This is a genomic window from Rhizobium sp. P1_E1, from assembly GCF_056406015.1.
Window position 1 is genome coordinate 26,480 of the sequence record NZ_JBFUAY010000001.1, and the last position, 15,818, is coordinate 42,297.

Annotated in this window: 11 protein-coding genes; 9 read left to right on the forward strand and 2 right to left on the reverse strand. The window is 63.3% G+C overall.

The genetic code is table 11. From position 1 onward, the window contains the following. Positions 1-34 precede the first annotated feature (34 nt). The 6 genes from AC1D1Z_RS00150 (at position 35) to olsB (ending at position 6,592) form a co-directional block, all read left to right on the forward strand. Entirely contained in the window at positions 35-625 is a 591-nt protein-coding gene (locus AC1D1Z_RS00150) for an NUDIX hydrolase (RefSeq protein ID WP_130651597.1), read from the forward strand. Positions 626-812: 187 nt separating this feature from the next. Then, on the forward strand, positions 813-1,910 hold the full coding sequence (locus AC1D1Z_RS00155; RefSeq protein WP_477849104.1) for a class I SAM-dependent methyltransferase: 1,098 nt from the start codon (positions 813-815) through the stop codon (positions 1,908-1,910). Beyond that, positions 1,907-2,767 (forward strand): TrmH family RNA methyltransferase, encoded by an 861-nt coding sequence (locus tag AC1D1Z_RS00160; protein WP_166480706.1) that lies wholly within the window; start codon positions 1,907-1,909, stop codon positions 2,765-2,767. The genes AC1D1Z_RS00155 and AC1D1Z_RS00160 overlap by 4 nt, the downstream gene beginning before the upstream one ends. Continuing rightward, positions 2,764-3,267, forward strand: coding sequence for a signal peptidase II (gene lspA, locus AC1D1Z_RS00165; RefSeq protein WP_018244515.1), 504 nt, complete (start codon positions 2,764-2,766; stop codon positions 3,265-3,267). Before AC1D1Z_RS00160 ends, lspA begins: the two co-directional genes overlap by 4 nt. A gap of 55 nt (positions 3,268-3,322) precedes the next feature. Then, positions 3,323-5,605: a hybrid sensor histidine kinase/response regulator gene (locus tag AC1D1Z_RS00170; RefSeq protein WP_283185915.1), complete on the forward strand. Its 2,283-nt coding sequence runs from the start codon at positions 3,323-3,325 to the stop codon at positions 5,603-5,605. 108 nt (positions 5,606-5,713) lie between these two features. Next, positions 5,714-6,592, forward strand: coding sequence for a l-ornithine N(alpha)-acyltransferase (olsB, locus tag AC1D1Z_RS00175; RefSeq protein ID WP_018244513.1), 879 nt, complete (start codon positions 5,714-5,716; stop codon positions 6,590-6,592). A 33-nt stretch (positions 6,593-6,625) separates the two neighbouring features. Here the strand turns inward: olsB and AC1D1Z_RS00180 are convergent, their stop codons facing one another. Together AC1D1Z_RS00180 and AC1D1Z_RS00185 are read right to left on the reverse strand one after the other, a co-directional pair. Beyond that, positions 6,626-7,165 carry a L,D-transpeptidase family protein gene (locus AC1D1Z_RS00180; protein ID WP_477849247.1) on the reverse strand — a complete coding sequence of 180 codons (540 nt, stop codon included), beginning with the start codon at positions 7,163-7,165 and terminating at the stop codon, positions 6,626-6,628. Between the two features lie 176 nt (positions 7,166-7,341). Next, positions 7,342-9,627: an NADP-dependent malic enzyme gene (locus AC1D1Z_RS00185; protein ID WP_477849108.1), complete on the reverse strand. Its 2,286-nt coding sequence runs from the start codon at positions 9,625-9,627 to the stop codon at positions 7,342-7,344. 113 nt (positions 9,628-9,740) lie between these two features. On the opposite strand from AC1D1Z_RS00185, the gene mutS reads away from it, so the two are divergent. From mutS to AC1D1Z_RS00200, 3 genes are all read left to right on the forward strand, one after another. Further along, entirely contained in the window at positions 9,741-12,467 is a 2,727-nt protein-coding gene (gene mutS / locus AC1D1Z_RS00190; protein WP_477849110.1) for a DNA mismatch repair protein MutS, read from the forward strand. Between the two features lie 12 nt (positions 12,468-12,479). Next, the gene (locus tag AC1D1Z_RS00195; protein WP_018244509.1) at positions 12,480-12,755 is read left to right on the forward strand and encodes a hypothetical protein; all 276 of its coding nucleotides are present in this window, start codon (positions 12,480-12,482) and stop codon (positions 12,753-12,755) included. A 134-nt stretch (positions 12,756-12,889) separates the two neighbouring features. Further along, entirely contained in the window at positions 12,890-15,796 is a 2,907-nt protein-coding gene (locus tag AC1D1Z_RS00200) for a [protein-PII] uridylyltransferase (protein WP_131605499.1), read from the forward strand. Positions 15,797-15,818 lie beyond the last annotated feature (22 nt).

Here is a 15,818-nt window from a genome sequence, read left to right on the forward strand (position 1 = left end):
GATGACAGACATCTGACACACAAGGGATGGGCCGATGACCGACGAACTGAAGCCCTGGAGCGTGACGGCAAGCCGGATCACCTATGAGGACCGCTGGATCCGGATTCGGAGCGACGATTGCGTCACCGCCGATGGAACCGTCATCGCGCCCTTTCATGTGCTCGATTATCCCGACTGGATCAACGTCATCCCCGTGATGCCCGACGGGCGCGTGCTGCTGACGCGGGAATACCGACACGGCCGCGGCGAGATCGTGCTCGGTCTCGTCGCCGGCGGCGTCGAACGCAGCGACAGCAACACTGGCGATGCGGCGTTGGCGGCAGCCCGGCGCGAGCTCCGGGAGGAAACCGGCTATGAAGCCTCGACCTTCGTCAAACTACTCACCTCCTATCCGAATGCCGCCAGCCACAGCAACGCCGTAACCAGCTGGCTGGCGCTCGGCCTGAGCAAGGCCGGCGAACCGTCTTTCGACCCGGGCGAGAAGGTCGAGCTGCTGTTTACCGATCTTGCTGCCATCCTTGGCGACCTGCAGTCCGGCGCCGTCATCATGCAGTCGATGCATGTCGCAGCCCTCTATGCGGCGGAAAGCTGGCTTCGCACACAGGCCTCCGAGGGCTTGAAATAGGCGTTGCGCCGGGAGAACCCGCTCCTCTTGCCCGGGCTCAGGCGGCTGCGCAGTTGATCCGCCACGCTTTTCTGGGCTACTGCATATTCAAAGTGCTGCAGCGTCCTTTGCACGTCTGAAAAGACGCACGGCGCCGCAGCGGACACAAAGCCGATAAGACACCCCGACAGAGATGCGGAAGAGCACGTTGAAACAGAGAGAAGGCCGGCCGGGCCAGAAGAAAACATCAGGTTCTTCCGGTGAAAGCCGCAGGAACGATCGGACAGGCCGGCCGCCGAAGCCGGTCGCTCGGCCTGCGGCGGCCCGCGAGACAGTGCGCGAGGCTGCTGTGCCTGGCGCCGTCGAGCGCCCTCTGATGACACGCAGCGGCGAACGTCCGGTCGAGCGCGTGCCCGTCATCCTCGAATCGCTCGGAGCCGRCGACTTCCACCTGATCGACAGCGGCAACGGCGAAAAGCTGGAGCAATACGGCCCCTACCGCATCATCCGTCCCGAGGCCCAGGCGCTGTGGCGGCCTTCGCTGCCCGCTCATGTCTGGGAAAAGGTCGATGCCGTCTTCACCGGCGATACCGACGAGGAAGGCTCCGGCCGCTGGCGCTTCCCGAAAGATGCGCTCGGCGAGACCTGGCCGCTCAATCTGCTCGGTGTCGATTTCCTCGGCCGCTTCACCTCCTTCCGTCATGTCGGCGTCTTCCCCGAGCAGATCGTCCATTGGAGCTGGATGAAAGAGCAGGCCGAAAAGGCCGGTCGGCCGCTGAAGGTGCTGAATCTCTTCGGTTATACCGGCGTCGCCTCGCTGGTTGCCGCCGCAGCCGGCGCCGAGGTCACCCATGTCGACGCCTCGAAGAAGGCGATCGGCTGGGCGCGGGAAAACCAGGCGCTCGGGCGCATGGAGAAGCTGCCGATCCGCTGGATCTGCGAGGATGCGATGAAATTCATCCTGCGCGAAGAACGCCGCGGCAGCCAGTACGACATCATCCTCACCGATCCGCCGAAGTTCGGCCGCGGCCCCAATGGCGAAGTCTGGCATCTCTTCGAGCATCTGCCCCTGATGCTCGATGTCTGCCGCGAGATCTTGTCGCCGAAGGCGGTGGGCCTGGTGCTGACGGCCTATTCGATCCGCGCCAGCTTCTATTCGATCCACGAGCTGATGCGCGAGACGATGCGCGGCGCCGGCGGCGTGGTCGAATCCGGCGAGCTGGTGATTCGCGAAGCCGGCACCGACGGCAAGACGCAGGGCCGCGCGCTGTCCACCTCCCTCTTTTCCCGCTGGGTGCCGAAATGAGCAAAGACTTCCACGACCAGGGACCGCGCAGGGTCGGGCAGGTGAAGGAGGTCACCTCGCTCGCCAATCCGATCATCAAGGACATCAAGGCGCTGACGAACAAGAAGTCGCGCGAGGAAAGCGGTACTTTCCTGGCCGAAGGACTGAAGCTCGTCATCGATGCGATCGAACTCGGCTGGACGATCCGCACGCTGGTCTATGCCAAGGCCGCCAAAGGCAAGCCGCTGGTCGAGCAGATGGCGGCAAGGACCGTCGCCTCGGGCGGGCTGGTGCTCGAAGTCAGCGAAAAGGTGATCGCCTCGATCACCCGCCGCGACAATCCGCAGATGGTGGTCGGCATCTTCGAGCAGCGCTGGAAGCCGCTGCGGGATATCCGACCGAGGGATGGCGAGACATGGGTGGCGCTCGACCGGGTGCGTGACCCCGGCAATCTCGGCACCATCATCCGTACGGCCGATGCGGCCGGCGCTTCCGGCATCATTCTGGTCGGAGAAACGACCGACCCCTTCTCGCTCGAAACCGTGCGCGCCACCATGGGTTCGGTCTTTGCCGTTCCGGTCGCGCGGGCAACCCCTGAAGAATTCATCGCCTGGCGGAAATCGGCCGGCGTTTCCGTCGTCGCGACGCATCTTGCCGGCGCGGTCGATTACCGGACGATCGACTACCGGAAAAAGCCTGTCGTGCTCCTGATGGGCAACGAACAATCCGGCTTGCCGGAGCAACTGGCCAAGGAGGCCGACGCGCTTGCCCGCATTCCGCAGCAGGGCCGCGCCGATTCCTTGAACCTCGCTGTCGCCACCGCCGTCATGCTTTTCGAGGCGCGCCGCCATCTCCTCTCACTTGCCGAGGGCAAATGACCGAACAGACGCTTGCACGCCCCGCGCTGTTTTCGCGCCCGGCACCGATCCTCTTCTTCATCGTCGTCGCCGTTCTCATCGACCAGGTCGTCAAGATCGCCGTCGATCACTACCTGCCGCTACAGGAGGTCGTGCCGGTCATTCCAATGCTGGCGCTCTACCGCACCTACAATCTCGGCGTCGCCTTTTCGATGCTGTCCGGCATGGACGGCTGGTTCATCGTCGGCATGCGGCTCGTCATCGTCGCCTTCGTCATCTGGCTGTGGTACCGCACGGCGAAGGATCGCTGGCTTGCTCATCTCGGTTATGCGCTGATCATCGCCGGGGCGATCGGCAATCTCGTCGACCGCTTCGCCTATGGACATGTGATCGATTACATTCTCTTCTACACCGAGAGCTGGTCCTTCGCGGTCTTCAATCTCGCCGACAGTTTCATCACCATCGGCGCCGGTTGCGTCATTCTCGACGAGCTGCTGCTGCCTAAAAAGGCCGGCCGTTAAAATCTTATCGAAATCCTGAAGGCATTCGGAACGGGCCTCATGTTAGCCAGGTAGCATGCAGAACCTGGGACAGTTGCAGGAAAGATTGTCCGCCGCCTTCGGTGGACCCGCCGCTAAGCCGCATGAGAAGCGGATGGAGGCCCTTTCCTCACGACCGAACGCAGCGGCACCCCGGGGAGCCGATGATCGCCAGAGCGGGCCCGCAGCGACAAGGCGCCTGCTGTTCTACTGGCTGGGCGGCGCCGGCCTTCTTGCCGCAACGATCCTGATGCTGCTTGCCCATGCCGGCGATCCGCTGCTGCTTTCGGGCGGTCTCGTCGTTCTTGGCCTTGCCGTCATCGCCAGTTATGCCCTGCTGATGGTTCGGTCGCGAAAGGCCGGGCAGCGTCCAGGTCAATCCATGCCGGATTGGAACGCCGGCGCAAAGCTGTTTGCCGACGTGCACGACGTGCTCGGCGACATCACGGTCGGCCGCACCATGGACCGGCGCATCATCTCCGCCAACGACACTTTTCGCCGCCTGACCGGGCGCCTGCGTCCAGAAGGACGAACCTGCGAGGAGATCGGCCTTGCCTTCCGCCCCGGTCCGATATCGCACTGCTACGATGTCGAGATCTCGACGCCGGAAGGCCAGCGCATCTTCCTCTGGCGCGACGTCGTTACCCGCGACCCGGCGAACGGCCGCCTGCTGCTGCAGAGCGTTGCCCGCGACGTGACCGACGAGCGGCTCATCGCGCAGGGCCGCGAGGAGGCCCGCCAGAAGGCTGAATATAACAGCGCCGCCAAATCGAGGCTGCTTGCCACCGTCAGCCACGAGGTGCGCACCCCGCTTTCCGGCATTCTCGGCATGACGCATCTGATTGCGGAGACGCGGCTGACGCAGGAGCAGCAGAACTATCTCGCGAGCATCCGCCAGTCCGGCCATGCATTGACGCAGCTCGTCGAGGATCTTCTCGATTTCTCTACCATCGAGGTCGGCCGCTTCGCGCTGCATCCGCGCTCGGAATCGCTGCGCAAGCTTCTGGAAAGCGTCGTCGAGATGCTCGCCCACCGGGCGCATGAAAAGGGTATCGAGATCGGCGCCACCGTGTCATCCGATGTCCCTGAGAATATGAGCTTCGACCCGGCGCGGCTGCGCCAGGTTCTGTTCAACGTCATCGGCAATGCCGTGAAGTTCACCCAGGTCGGCGGCGTCTTCATCCGCGTGTCGCTCGACGCCGGCGACTTGCTGATCACTGTGACCGATAGCGGTCCAGGCATGACGGCGGAGGAGCAGGCGCGCGTCTTCGGCGAGTTCGAGCAGGGCGGGACCGTTGCCGACAAGAGCAACGGTACCGGGCTCGGCCTTGCCATCTCCGCCCGCATCATGCGCGAATTCAACGGCACTCTGACGGTTGCCAGCGAAAAGGGCAGAGGCAGCGAATTCGCCATCCGCTTCCCAGTCGATATCGGCAGCGAGCGCCCCGACCGGCGAAACACGCTGCTTGCCGGCAACAGCGTCGTGCTGCTGGCGCCGGCAGGTGCCGCGCGCACCGCCATCGCCGAGACGATCACCGCGCTCGGCGGCCTCTGCCATCTTGTCGGCGACGGCGAGACGGCGCGGTCAACGCTGCTCGGATTGGCAAAGGGCGGACGGCGGCCGACCGACATCATCATCGACCATCGCATGTCGGCGGAATTTTCCGACCATCTTGCCGATCGCGCCGAAATTGCCGCCCTTGGCCTGCGTAAGGTCCTGCTCGTCAACCCGGAAGAACGCAGCGCCCATCCGCTCGACCTTTTCGATGCCTGGTTGATCCGGCCGCTGCGCGAACAGTCGCTGATCGACGTGCTGCGCGGGCGCATGCGCGGCATGGAGAAGCGCGACGCGCTGAACGACAACCAGCCGGGCTTCGGCCTTTCAGTGGCGGAGACGGTGGTTCCCGCCAGCGGGCTCAGCATCCTGCTCGGCGAGGACGATCCGATCAATGCCATGCTGGTGCGCGTCGTCCTGGAAAAGGGCGGGCATAAGGTGCGCCATGTCGAAGATTTCGAGTCGCTGCTCGACTGCGCGCTCTGCGAGGCGAATGCCCGGCCCGATATCATCATCAGCGATCTCTCGATGCCGGGTGGGAACGGCATCGACATGCTGGGACGCCTGCGCGGCCACGAGCGGCGGCTCGATCTCGCCTCGGTGCCGGTGATCGTCCTGACTGCCGACAAGAGCGACGAATCACGCCGCCAGGTCTTGCTCAACGGCGCCAACCGCGTCATGGTAAAGCCGGTCGATCCGGTCCGGCTGCTGACCGAAGTTCAGGCGGTCGCCGCACTTTCCGCCCGCCGGGCAGAGGCGCGGTGAGCGCCTCAGGAACCGGCCCGCTGCTTGCGCTTGGAAATTCAAAATGTCACTTTCCTGTCGCAGAGAAGTGTTTTATGGCGTCGATAAGCCGGCAACGGGAGAATCGTCATGTCCGCCATCGACATCCTGAATCGTGACACCACCGCGGAGGCTGCACCACCCTCGACGGCTGCTGTGCAGAAGGACGGCGATATCCTCGGCCGCATCGGCAATCTGGAGACCCGCCTTGCCCGCACGGCGCGCGAGATCGATGCTGCCCAGGCCGTGCGCTACCGCGTCTTCGTCGACGAAATGAAGGCGCAGCTGCCGCTGGATGCCATGCGCCGGCAGCGTGATGTCGACGCCTATGACGCCGTCTGCGACCATCTTCTCGTTCTCGACCGCTCGATCGAGGGCGACCCGGAAGACCAGATCGTCGGCACCTACCGGCTGTTGCGTCAGGATGTCGCCGTCGCCAATGGCGGTTTTTACTCGGCTTCCGAATTCGAAATCGAGGGCCTTATCGCGAAACATCCGGACAAGCGCTTCATGGAGCTCGGCCGCTCCTGCGTGCTGCCGGAATACCGCACCAAGCGCACCGTCGAGCTCCTGTGGCAGGGCAACTGGGCCTATGCGCTGAAACACGGCGTCAGCGCCATGTTCGGCTGCGCCTCGTTCCCAGGTGTCTATCTCGAAAGCCACGCGCTGGCGCTGTCCTTCCTCTATCACAACGTGCTGGCGAAGAACGAATGGGCCGTCGGGGCACTGCCGGATCTCGCCCGCAACATGGATCTGATGCCGGTCGAGGCCATCAACCCGAAGCGGGCGCTGATGGCGCTGCCGCCGCTGATCAAGGGCTATCTGCGCCTCGGCGCGATGGTCGGCTCCAGCGCGGTCATTGATCATGCCTTCAACACGACCGACGTGCTGATCGTGCTGCCGATCTCCAGCATTTCCGACCGCTACCTGAATTACTACGGCGCCGACGCCGGCCGCTTCGCGAGCTAGAGCCTTTCCTAGTCGCCAGGCCCCGGCAATGTTTCAGGGCATGATCTCTATCGGCGTATGGTTAGGGACGCGAGCCCAGATATCGCGCATCTCCGAGTTGGTTACTGCAACACAGCCATCCGTCCAATCCCACAGGTGATGGACGTTTCCGAAGAGGCCCCAGCCATTGGGAAGCCCGTGGATCATGATATCGCCCCCGGCAGGAAAACCTCCTGCTTCAGCGTTGCGCCGATCATCCGGATTTGGATAGGAAATGTGCAGGCTCAGATAGGCCATGGACTTTGGATTTCGCCAGTCTATTTCATAACGTCCTTCAGGTGTTCTCTCGTCACCTTCTCGCTCCTTGGGCCCGGCATCGGCAGCCGTGCCTAAAGAAATCCGGTATGTAGAGATGGGAGCATCGCCTCTCAAAAGGAGCATGCGGCGTTCGGATTTATAAACGYGAATGAGGTCAGCCTGTTGTTCCAATGGCGCATCCGGAGGCGGCGAGCCTGAGCCGACCCTGGCCATCAATTTCGTATAAGCGAAACAGCTGGCGACCACGATGGCTAAAACGACAAGCTTGTTTCTCAACTTGATCTCATCTTCAGGAGGCGCGCTCGAGGCCGGGCACGATCGGCCGGCAATGGCTGGCAGGCTTTGGCGTTCATGATGCTTCACCCCTTGGCGCCAGTCTAAAGCCGGATAAATGCCCGGCCGACACACAAGGCCGGGCACCAGAAGGCGCGTCTCAGAAACGCAGGACGAGTTTACGAACCAGCCCCATAGGCGGCGATCGCCGCCATGTTGACGATGTCGCTGTCCTTGGCGCCCATCGAGGTGATCTGCACCGGCTTGTCGACGCCGACGAGAATCGGGCCGATCACCGTGGAGCCGCCGAGTTCCTGCAGCATCTTGGTCGAGATGGAGGCCGAGTGGAAAGCCGGCATGACGAGGACGTTGGCCGGGCCGGAGAGGCGGCAGAAGGGATATTGCTCCATCACCTTGCGGTTCAGGGCGACATCGGCGGCCATCTCGCCATCATATTCGAAATCGACGCGGCGCTTGTCGAGGATTTTCACTGCTTCGCGCACCCGCTCGGAGCGTTCGCCCGAGGGGTGGCCGAAGGTGGAATAGGCAAGCAGGGCGACACGCGGTGGATAACCCATGCGCCGCGCGAGACCTGCGGCTTCCTCGGCGATATCGGCAAGCTCCTCGGCCGTCGGCATGTCATGCACCGCGGTGTCGGCAACGAAGACGGTGCGGCCGCGGCAGAGCGCCAGGGATACGCCGATGACGCGATGGCCGGGCTTCTGGTCGATGCAGCGGCGCACATCTTCGAGCGCCGTCGAATAATTGCGGGTGATGCCCGTCACCATGCCGTCGGCGTCGCCGAGCGCCACCATGGTGGCGGCGAAATGGTTGCGGTCGTTGTGGATCAGCCGTTGGGCATCGCGGTGGAGATAACCCTTCCGCTGCAGCCTGGCATAGAGATAGTCGATATACGCCTCGACCCGGGTGGAGATACGGGCATTGACGATCTCGAGGCCCGGCCGGTTGAGATCGATGCCGGCGCGTTCCGCCGTCGCCCGGATCAGATCCTCGCGGCCGAGCAAGATGGCGGTGCCGAGCTGCTGGTTGGCATAGGACATCGCCGCACGCAGGACCTGTTCTTCCTCGGCCTCGGCAAAGACGATCCGCTTCGGATGGCGGCGGACACGCTCGTAGAGTCTGGCAAGCGTCGAGGCGATCGGATCGCGGCGCGCCGAAAGCTCGCGGGCGTAGCCGGACATGTCGGTGATGACCTTGCGGGCGACGCCGCTTTCGATCGCGGCTTGCGCGACGGCAACCGGGATCGCCGAGATCAGCCTGGGATCGAAGGGAACGGGGATGATGTATTGCGACCCGAAACGCGGCCGGTTGCCCTGATAGGCGGCGACTACATCATCCGGCACGTCCTCGCGGGCAAGGTTTGCCAGCGCCTTGACGGCGGCGATCTTCATTGCGTCGTTGATTGTGGAGGCGCGCACATCGAGAGCGCCGCGGAAGATATAGGGAAAGCCGAGGACGTTGTTGACCTGGTTCGGATAGTCCGAACGACCCGTCGCCATGATGGCGTCGTCGCGGATGCGGGCCACCTCTTCCGGCGTGATCTCGGGATCGGGATTGGCCATGGCGAAGATGATCGGCCGCTCGGCCATCGAGCGGATCATCTCGGCCGAAAACGCGCCCTTCTGCGACAGGCCGAAAACGACGTCCGCGCCCTCCATCGCCTCTTCCAGCGTGCGTGCGTCGGTCTTTGCCGCATGCGCCGATTTCCAGTGGTTCATGCCCTCGGTGCGGCCCTGGTAGATGACGCCCTTGGTATCGCAGAGGATAACGTTCTCAGGCGCAAAACCCATCGCCTTGATCAGTTCGACGCAGGCGATCGCCGCAGCACCCGCACCGTTGCAGACGAGCTTCGTCGTCTTCAGGTCGCGGCCGGTCAGCTCCAGCGCATTGATAAGGCCGGCAGCGGCGATGATCGCCGTTCCATGCTGGTCGTCATGGAAGACGGGAATATCCATCAGCTCGCGCAGCCGGCTTTCGATGACGAAACAATCCGGCGCCTTGATATCCTCGAGGTTGATGCCGCCGAAGGAGGGACCGAGGAAGCGCACGCAGTTGATGAACTCGTCGACATTTTCCGTATCGATCTCGAGGTCGATGGAATCGACGTCGGCGAAGCGCTTGAACAGCACCGCCTTGCCTTCCATGACGGGCTTGGAGGCCAGCGCGCCGAGATTGCCGAGGCCGAGAATTGCCGTGCCGTTGGAAATGACGGCGACCATATTGCCGCGGGCGGTGTAATCATAGGCCGTCTGCGGATCGGCGGCGATCGCCTTGACGGGCACGGCAACACCTGGCGAATAGGCAAGCGAGAGGTCGCGCTGCGTCGCCATCGGCTTGGTCGGGTTGATCTCCAGCTTGCCGGGCCGGCCCATTGCGTGAAATTCGAGCGCCTCCTGGTCGGTAACAGACGTCACCGGCCGGTCCTTCTTATCGATATCGGGCATAAATCCTCCAACGTCCTGTGGGCGACGCTTTGCTCTTCCTCAAATGCTGTTGTCATCTATAGCGGCGCGCGGATAGGGTTGGCACCTGTTTTTTTGGGAAAAACTCCACCTCCGTGAACGCACGAATAGACACAGGGAATGAAGCCTTTTCGGCTGCCGAGCTCGCTACGGCGGAAAGCCGTGCCTCGGCGACGCCGATGATGGAACAATTTATCGAGATCAAGGCGAACAATCCGGGTTCGCTTCTGTTCTATCGCATGGGCGATTTCTATGAGCTGTTCTTCGAGGATGCCCTGGAAGCCTCACGCGCGCTCGGTATTACGCTGACGAAGCGCGGCCAGCACATGGGCCAGGATATCCCGATGTGCGGCGTTCCGGTGCATGCGGCCGACGACTATCTGCAGAAGCTGATTTCCCTCGGCTTCCGTGTCGCCGTCTGCGAGCAGATCGAGGATCCCGCGGAAGCGAAGAAACGCGGCGCGAAATCCGTCGTCAGGCGTGACGTCGTCCGCCTCGTCACTCCAGGTACGATCACCGAGGAAAAGCTGCTTTCGCCCTCGGAATCCAACTATCTGATGGCGCTGACCCGTATTCGCGGCAGCGGCGAGGCCTTGCTGGCGCTTGCCTGGATCGATATTTCCACCGGCGTCTTCCGGCTTGCCGAGACCGAAGCCTCGCGCCTGCTTGCCGATATCCTGCGCATCGATCCGCGCGAACTCATCCTGCCCGACACGATCTTCCACGATCCCGAACTCACGCCGGTCTTCGACGTGCTCGGCCGGACAGCCGTACCGCAGCCGGCCGTGCTCTTCGACAGCGCCAGCGCCGAAGGGCGGATCGCGCGGTATTTCGGCGTCGCGACGCTCGACGGCTTCGGCACCTTCTCGCGCGCCGAGCTGGCAGCAGCCGCGGCCGCAGTCGCCTATGTCGAAAAGACGCAGATTGCCGAGCGTCCGCCGCTTGGAAAGCCGGAACGGGAAAGTGCAGCATCGACACTGTTCATCGATCCTGCCACCCGCGCCAATCTCGAACTTGCCCGCACGCTTTCGGGCGATCGCAACGGTTCGCTCTTGAAGGCGATCGACCGCACCGTCACCGGCGGCGGCGCCAGGCTTCTTGCCGAGCGGCTGATGTCGCCGCTGACCGACCCCGCCCGCATCAATGCGCGGCTCGATTCGATCGGCTTCCTGATCGACGAACCCCTGCTCTGCGGTAATCTGCGCGACACGCTGAAACATGTGCCCGACATGCCGCGCGCGCTGTCACGCCTGGCGCTCGACCGCGGCGGCCCGCGCGATCTCTGGGCGATCCGCCAAGGCCTGGAAGCGGCGGGCGGAGTTGCGGCGATGCTCGGCAAGACGATGCTGCCCGAAGAGCTCGGCCAGGCACTGTCCGGGCTGCAGGCCCTTCCCGCGGCCCTGGAGAAGCTGCTTGCCGAAACGCTCGCCGACGAATTGCCGCTGTTGAAACGCGATGGCGGTTTTCTCCGCGACGGCGCCAGCGTCGAGCTCGACGAGGTCCGGGCACTGCGCGACCAGTCGCGTCGTGTCATCGCCGGCCTGCAATTGCAATATGCCGAAGAAACCGGCATCCGGTCGTTGAAGATCAAGCACAACAACGTCCTCGGTTATTTCATCGAAGTCACCGCCGGCAATGCCTCACCGATGACGGAGACGGCGGACGCGAAAGCCCGCTTCATCCACCGCCAGACGATGGCGAACGCCATGCGCTTCACCACGACCGAACTTGCCGATCTCGAAAGCCGCATCGCCAATGCCGCCGACCAGGCGCTTACGATCGAGCTCGAAGCCTTCGACAGGATGACGGCGGCCGTCGTTGCGGAAGCCGAGGCGATCAAATCAGGCGCCCGGGCGCTTGCCGTCATCGACGTCGCCGCAGGTCTGGCGCTTCTCGCCGAGGAGCAGGCCTATTGCCGCCCGCAGGTCGAYGGTTCGAAGATGTTTGCCATCGACGGTGGGCGCCATCCGGTTGTCGAGCAGGCGCTGCGGCGGCAGGCTGGCCGCCCCTTCGTCGCCAATCATTGCGATCTCTCGCCAAAGACCGGCGACCGGGACGGGGCGATCTGGCTGCTGACCGGCCCGAACATGGGCGGCAAGTCGACCTTCCTGCGCCAGAATGCGCTCATTGCCATTCTAGCGCAGATGGGCTCCTTCGTGCCGGCGACATCAGCCCATATCGGCATCGTCGACCGGCTTTTCTCGCGTGTCGGCGCCTCAGACGACCTGGCGCGCGGTCGCTCGACCTTCATGGTCGAGATGGTGGAAACGGCGGCGATCCTCAACCAGGCCAGCGACCGTTCCCTTGTCATCCTCGACGAGATCGGCCGCGGCACCGCCACGTTCGACGGTCTTTCCATCGCCTGGGCCGCCGTCGAGCACCTGCATGAGGCCAATCGCTGCCGCGGCCTCTTCGCCACGCATTTCCACGAGCTGACCGTGCTTTCGGAAAAGCTTGGCCGGCTGTCGAACGCCACGATGCGCGTCAAGGAATGGGACGGCGACGTCATTTTCCTGCACGAGGTCGGGCCGGGTGCAGCGGACCGCTCCTACGGCATTCAGGTCGCGCGCCTTGCCGGGCTTCCGGCCTCGGTCGTGGCGCGAGCCCGCGATGTGCTCACCCGTCTGGAAGATGCCGACCGCAAGAACCCGGCGAGCCAGCTGATCGACGACCTGCCGCTCTTCCAGGTGGCGGTACGCCGCGAGGATACCGCCCGCGGACCCTCCAAGGTCGAGGAGGCGTTGAAAGCGATGAGCCTTGACGACATGACGCCGCGCGAGGCAATGGATGCACTTTACGATCTCAAGAAGAAGCTGAAATAGGAGTAGCGCGCCATGTTCATGGAAAAACTGGTTCGCGAAACCGAGCGCCTCTCGCTCATCTGCTCCATGCTCGATACGATGCGGCGCGCCGACAAGGACCGCAACGCCCGCGGCTGGACTTCGCCGATCGGCATGCTGAAAATCACCCGCTGTTGCGCGATGATCTGCGAACTCGGAACGTCGATCGCCAAGGCGGGCTATCGCGAATGCGACAGGCAGGCGCTTGAAGAGATCATGCGCGAGACACGGCAGGTTCTGCATTTGCTGAATGCGCGAGCCGCCGGCTGAGGATTACGGGAAAGCCGGCGCCTTGCGTCAAAGCGCCCTTGAATCTTGCAGCGAACCAACACCATTTCGCCAAATTTAAAGGTTCTTGCAGTATGAAAGCCCGTGTCAATCGCCGGGCAAAGGGGCTATAGCGCATGCAGACGAAACAAGCGGCAGGCCGTGAACCGGCAGCCCGGCATGAACAGGACACCGTCCCGGCGACAGCGATGCGCGACCTCGATTTCTCCAATATCCTCGACGTCGAGCTCTTGCAGAAGCAGTGTGACGCCGTTGCCGAGGCCAACCGCAACCGACCCGACGTCCTGCGCGCCGATCTTCTGGCCGTGCTGAAGAAGGCGAGCACGGAAGGTCGGCAGAAGGCGCGCGCCGCATTGATGGCCGACGGCGGCGGGCTCAATTGCGCCTACCGGATTTCCTGGCTGCAGGACCAGATCATCGCCGCCCTCTACAATTTCGCCACCGCCCATATCTTTCCGCATCAGAAGGACAAGTTTGCGGTGACCGCCGTCGGCGGCTACGGCCGCGACACGCTGGCGCCCGGCTCGGATATCGACCTGCTATTCCTCTTCCTGCCGAGGCCGGCGGAAGAGACGCACAAGGCGGTCGAATTCATGCTCTACGTGCTCTGGGACATGGGCTTCAAGGTCGGCCATGCCACCCGCACGGTGGAGGAATGCATCGCGCTTTCCAAGTCCGACATGACCATCCGCACCGCCATCCTGGAGATGCGCTACATCTGCGGCCTGCAGCGGCTCGAAACCGAGCTCGCGACCCGCTTCGACAAGGAGATCGTCACCGGCACCGGTCCCGAATTCATCGCCGCCAAGCTGGCCGAGCGCGACGAGCGCCACCGCAAGGCGGGCGACACGCGTTATCTCGTCGAACCGAATGTCAAGGAAGGCAAGGGCGGGCTTCGCGACCTGCACACGCTGTTCTGGATATCGAAATATTATTATCACGTGCGCGACCAGGCGGAACTGGTCAAGCTCGGCGTGCTGTCCAAGCACGAATACCGTCTGCTTGAGAAAGCCGACGATTTTCTCTGGGCGGTGCGCTGCCATATGCACTTCCTGACCGGCAAGGCCGAGGAGCGCCTGTCCTTCGATATCCAGCGCGAGATCGCCGAAGCCTTCGGTTATCACACCCGCCCGGGCCTTTCGGCCGTCGAGCGCTTCATGAAGCACTATTTCCTCGTCGCCAAGGATGTCGGCGACCTCACGCGCATCCTCTGCGCCGCGCTCGAAGACCAGCAGGCGAAGTCGATCCCGGGCCTCACCGGCGTCATCAGCCGCTTCACCCATCGCAACCGCAAGATCGCCGGCAGCGTCGAATTCGTCGAAGACCGCGGCCGCATCGCGCTCGCCGAGCCCGAAGTCTTCAAGCGCGATCCGGTCAACATCATCCGGCTCTTCCACGTCGCCGACATCAATGGGCTGGAATTCCATCCAGACGCGCTGAAACGCGTCACCCGTTCACTCGCTTTGATCGATAATAGCTTGCGGGAAAACGACGAGGCCAACCGCCTGTTCATGTCGATCCTGACGTCGAAGCGTGATCCGGCGCTCATCTTGCGGCGGATGAACGAGGCCGGCGTGCTCGGCCGCTTCATCCCCGAATTCGGCAAGATCGTCGCGATGATGCAGTTCAACATGTATCACCACTATACGGTCGATGAACATCTGATCCGCACCGTCGACATTCTCTCCGAGATCGACAAGGGGCGCGCCGAGGACCTGCATCCGCTCGCCAACAAGCTGATGCCCGGCATCGAGGATCGCGAAGCGCTGTATGTCGCCGTTCTCCTCCACGACATCGCCAAAGGCCGCCAAGAGGATCATTCGATCGCCGGCGCCCGCGTCGCCCGCAAGCTCTGCGCCCGTTTCGGCCTGTCGCAGAAGCAGACTGAGATCGTCGTCTGGCTGATCGAGGAACATCTGACCATGTCGATGGTGGCGCAGACCCGCGACCTCACCGACCGCAAGACGATCACCGATTTCGCCGACCGCGTGCAGTCGCTCGACCGGCTGAAGATGCTCTTGATCCTGACGATCTGCGATATCCGCGCCGTCGGTCCGGGCGTCTGGAACGGCTGGAAAGGCCAGCTTCTGCGCACGCTCTATTATGAAACCGAGCTGCTGCTGGCCGGCGGCTTTTCGGAGGTCTCCCGCAAGGAGCGGGCCAATGCCGCTGCCGAAGCGCTGCATTCGGCACTCGCCGACTGGAACCAGAAGGACCGCAATACCTATACCAAGCTGCACTACCAGCCCTATCTGCTCTCGGTACCGCTGGAAGACCAGATCCGTCACGCCCATTTCATCCGCCAGTCGGATAAGGCGGGCCAGGCGCTCGCCACCACGGTGCGTACCGACAGTTTCCACGCGATCACCGAGATCACCGTGCTGTCGCCCGACCATCCGCGACTGCTCGCCGTCATTGCCGGCGCCTGTGCTGCGGCCGGGGCCAATATCGTCGACGCCCAGATCTTCACCACATCGGACGGGCGGGCGCTCGACACGATCCATGTCAGCCGCGAATTTACCGACGATGCCGACGAACTGCGCCGGGCGGCGACGATCGGACGGATGATCGAGGACGTGCTATCCGGCCGCAAGCGGCTGCCCGAAGTCATCGCCACGCGCGCGCGCAACCGCAAGAAAAGCAAGGCATTCGTCATTCCGCCGTCGGTCAACATCACCAACAGCCTGTCGAACAAGTTCACCGTCATCGAGGTCGAATGCCTCGACCGGCCGGGACTGCTGTCCGAGATCACCGCCGTGCTCTCTGATCTGTCGCTTGACATCCAGTCGGCCCGCATCACCACCTTCGGCGAGAAGGTAATCGACACCTTCTACGTCACCGACCTGGTCGGCCAGAAAATATCAGGCGACAGCAAGCGCGCCAACATCACCGCCCGGATGAAGGCGGTCATGGCCGAGGAGGAGGATGAATTGCGCGAGCGTATGCCCTCCGGCATCATCGCGCCTGCAGCCACCGCCCGGACCCCGCCTACCACCGAAAAAAAGGCCGGTTCCCCCATATGAGCCACCACGCATGAGCCCAAAC

Coding starts and splice junctions, on each gene's coding strand:
- AC1D1Z_RS00150 (WP_130651597.1), top strand. CDS start 35: ATGACCGACGAACTGAAGCCCTGGAGCGTGACGGCAAGCCGGATCACC.
- AC1D1Z_RS00160 (WP_166480706.1), top strand. CDS start 1,907: ATGAGCAAAGACTTCCACGACCAGGGACCGCGCAGGGTCGGGCAGGTG.
- lspA (WP_018244515.1), top strand. CDS start 2,764: ATGACCGAACAGACGCTTGCACGCCCCGCGCTGTTTTCGCGCCCGGCA.
- AC1D1Z_RS00170 (WP_283185915.1), top strand. CDS start 3,323: ATGCAGAACCTGGGACAGTTGCAGGAAAGATTGTCCGCCGCCTTCGGT.
- olsB (WP_018244513.1), top strand. CDS start 5,714: ATGTCCGCCATCGACATCCTGAATCGTGACACCACCGCGGAGGCTGCA.
- AC1D1Z_RS00185 (WP_477849108.1), bottom strand. CDS start 9,627: ATGCCCGATATCGATAAGAAGGACCGGCCGGTGACGTCTGTTACCGAC.
- AC1D1Z_RS00195 (WP_018244509.1), top strand. CDS start 12,480: ATGTTCATGGAAAAACTGGTTCGCGAAACCGAGCGCCTCTCGCTCATC.
- AC1D1Z_RS00200 (WP_131605499.1), top strand. CDS start 12,890: ATGCAGACGAAACAAGCGGCAGGCCGTGAACCGGCAGCCCGGCATGAA.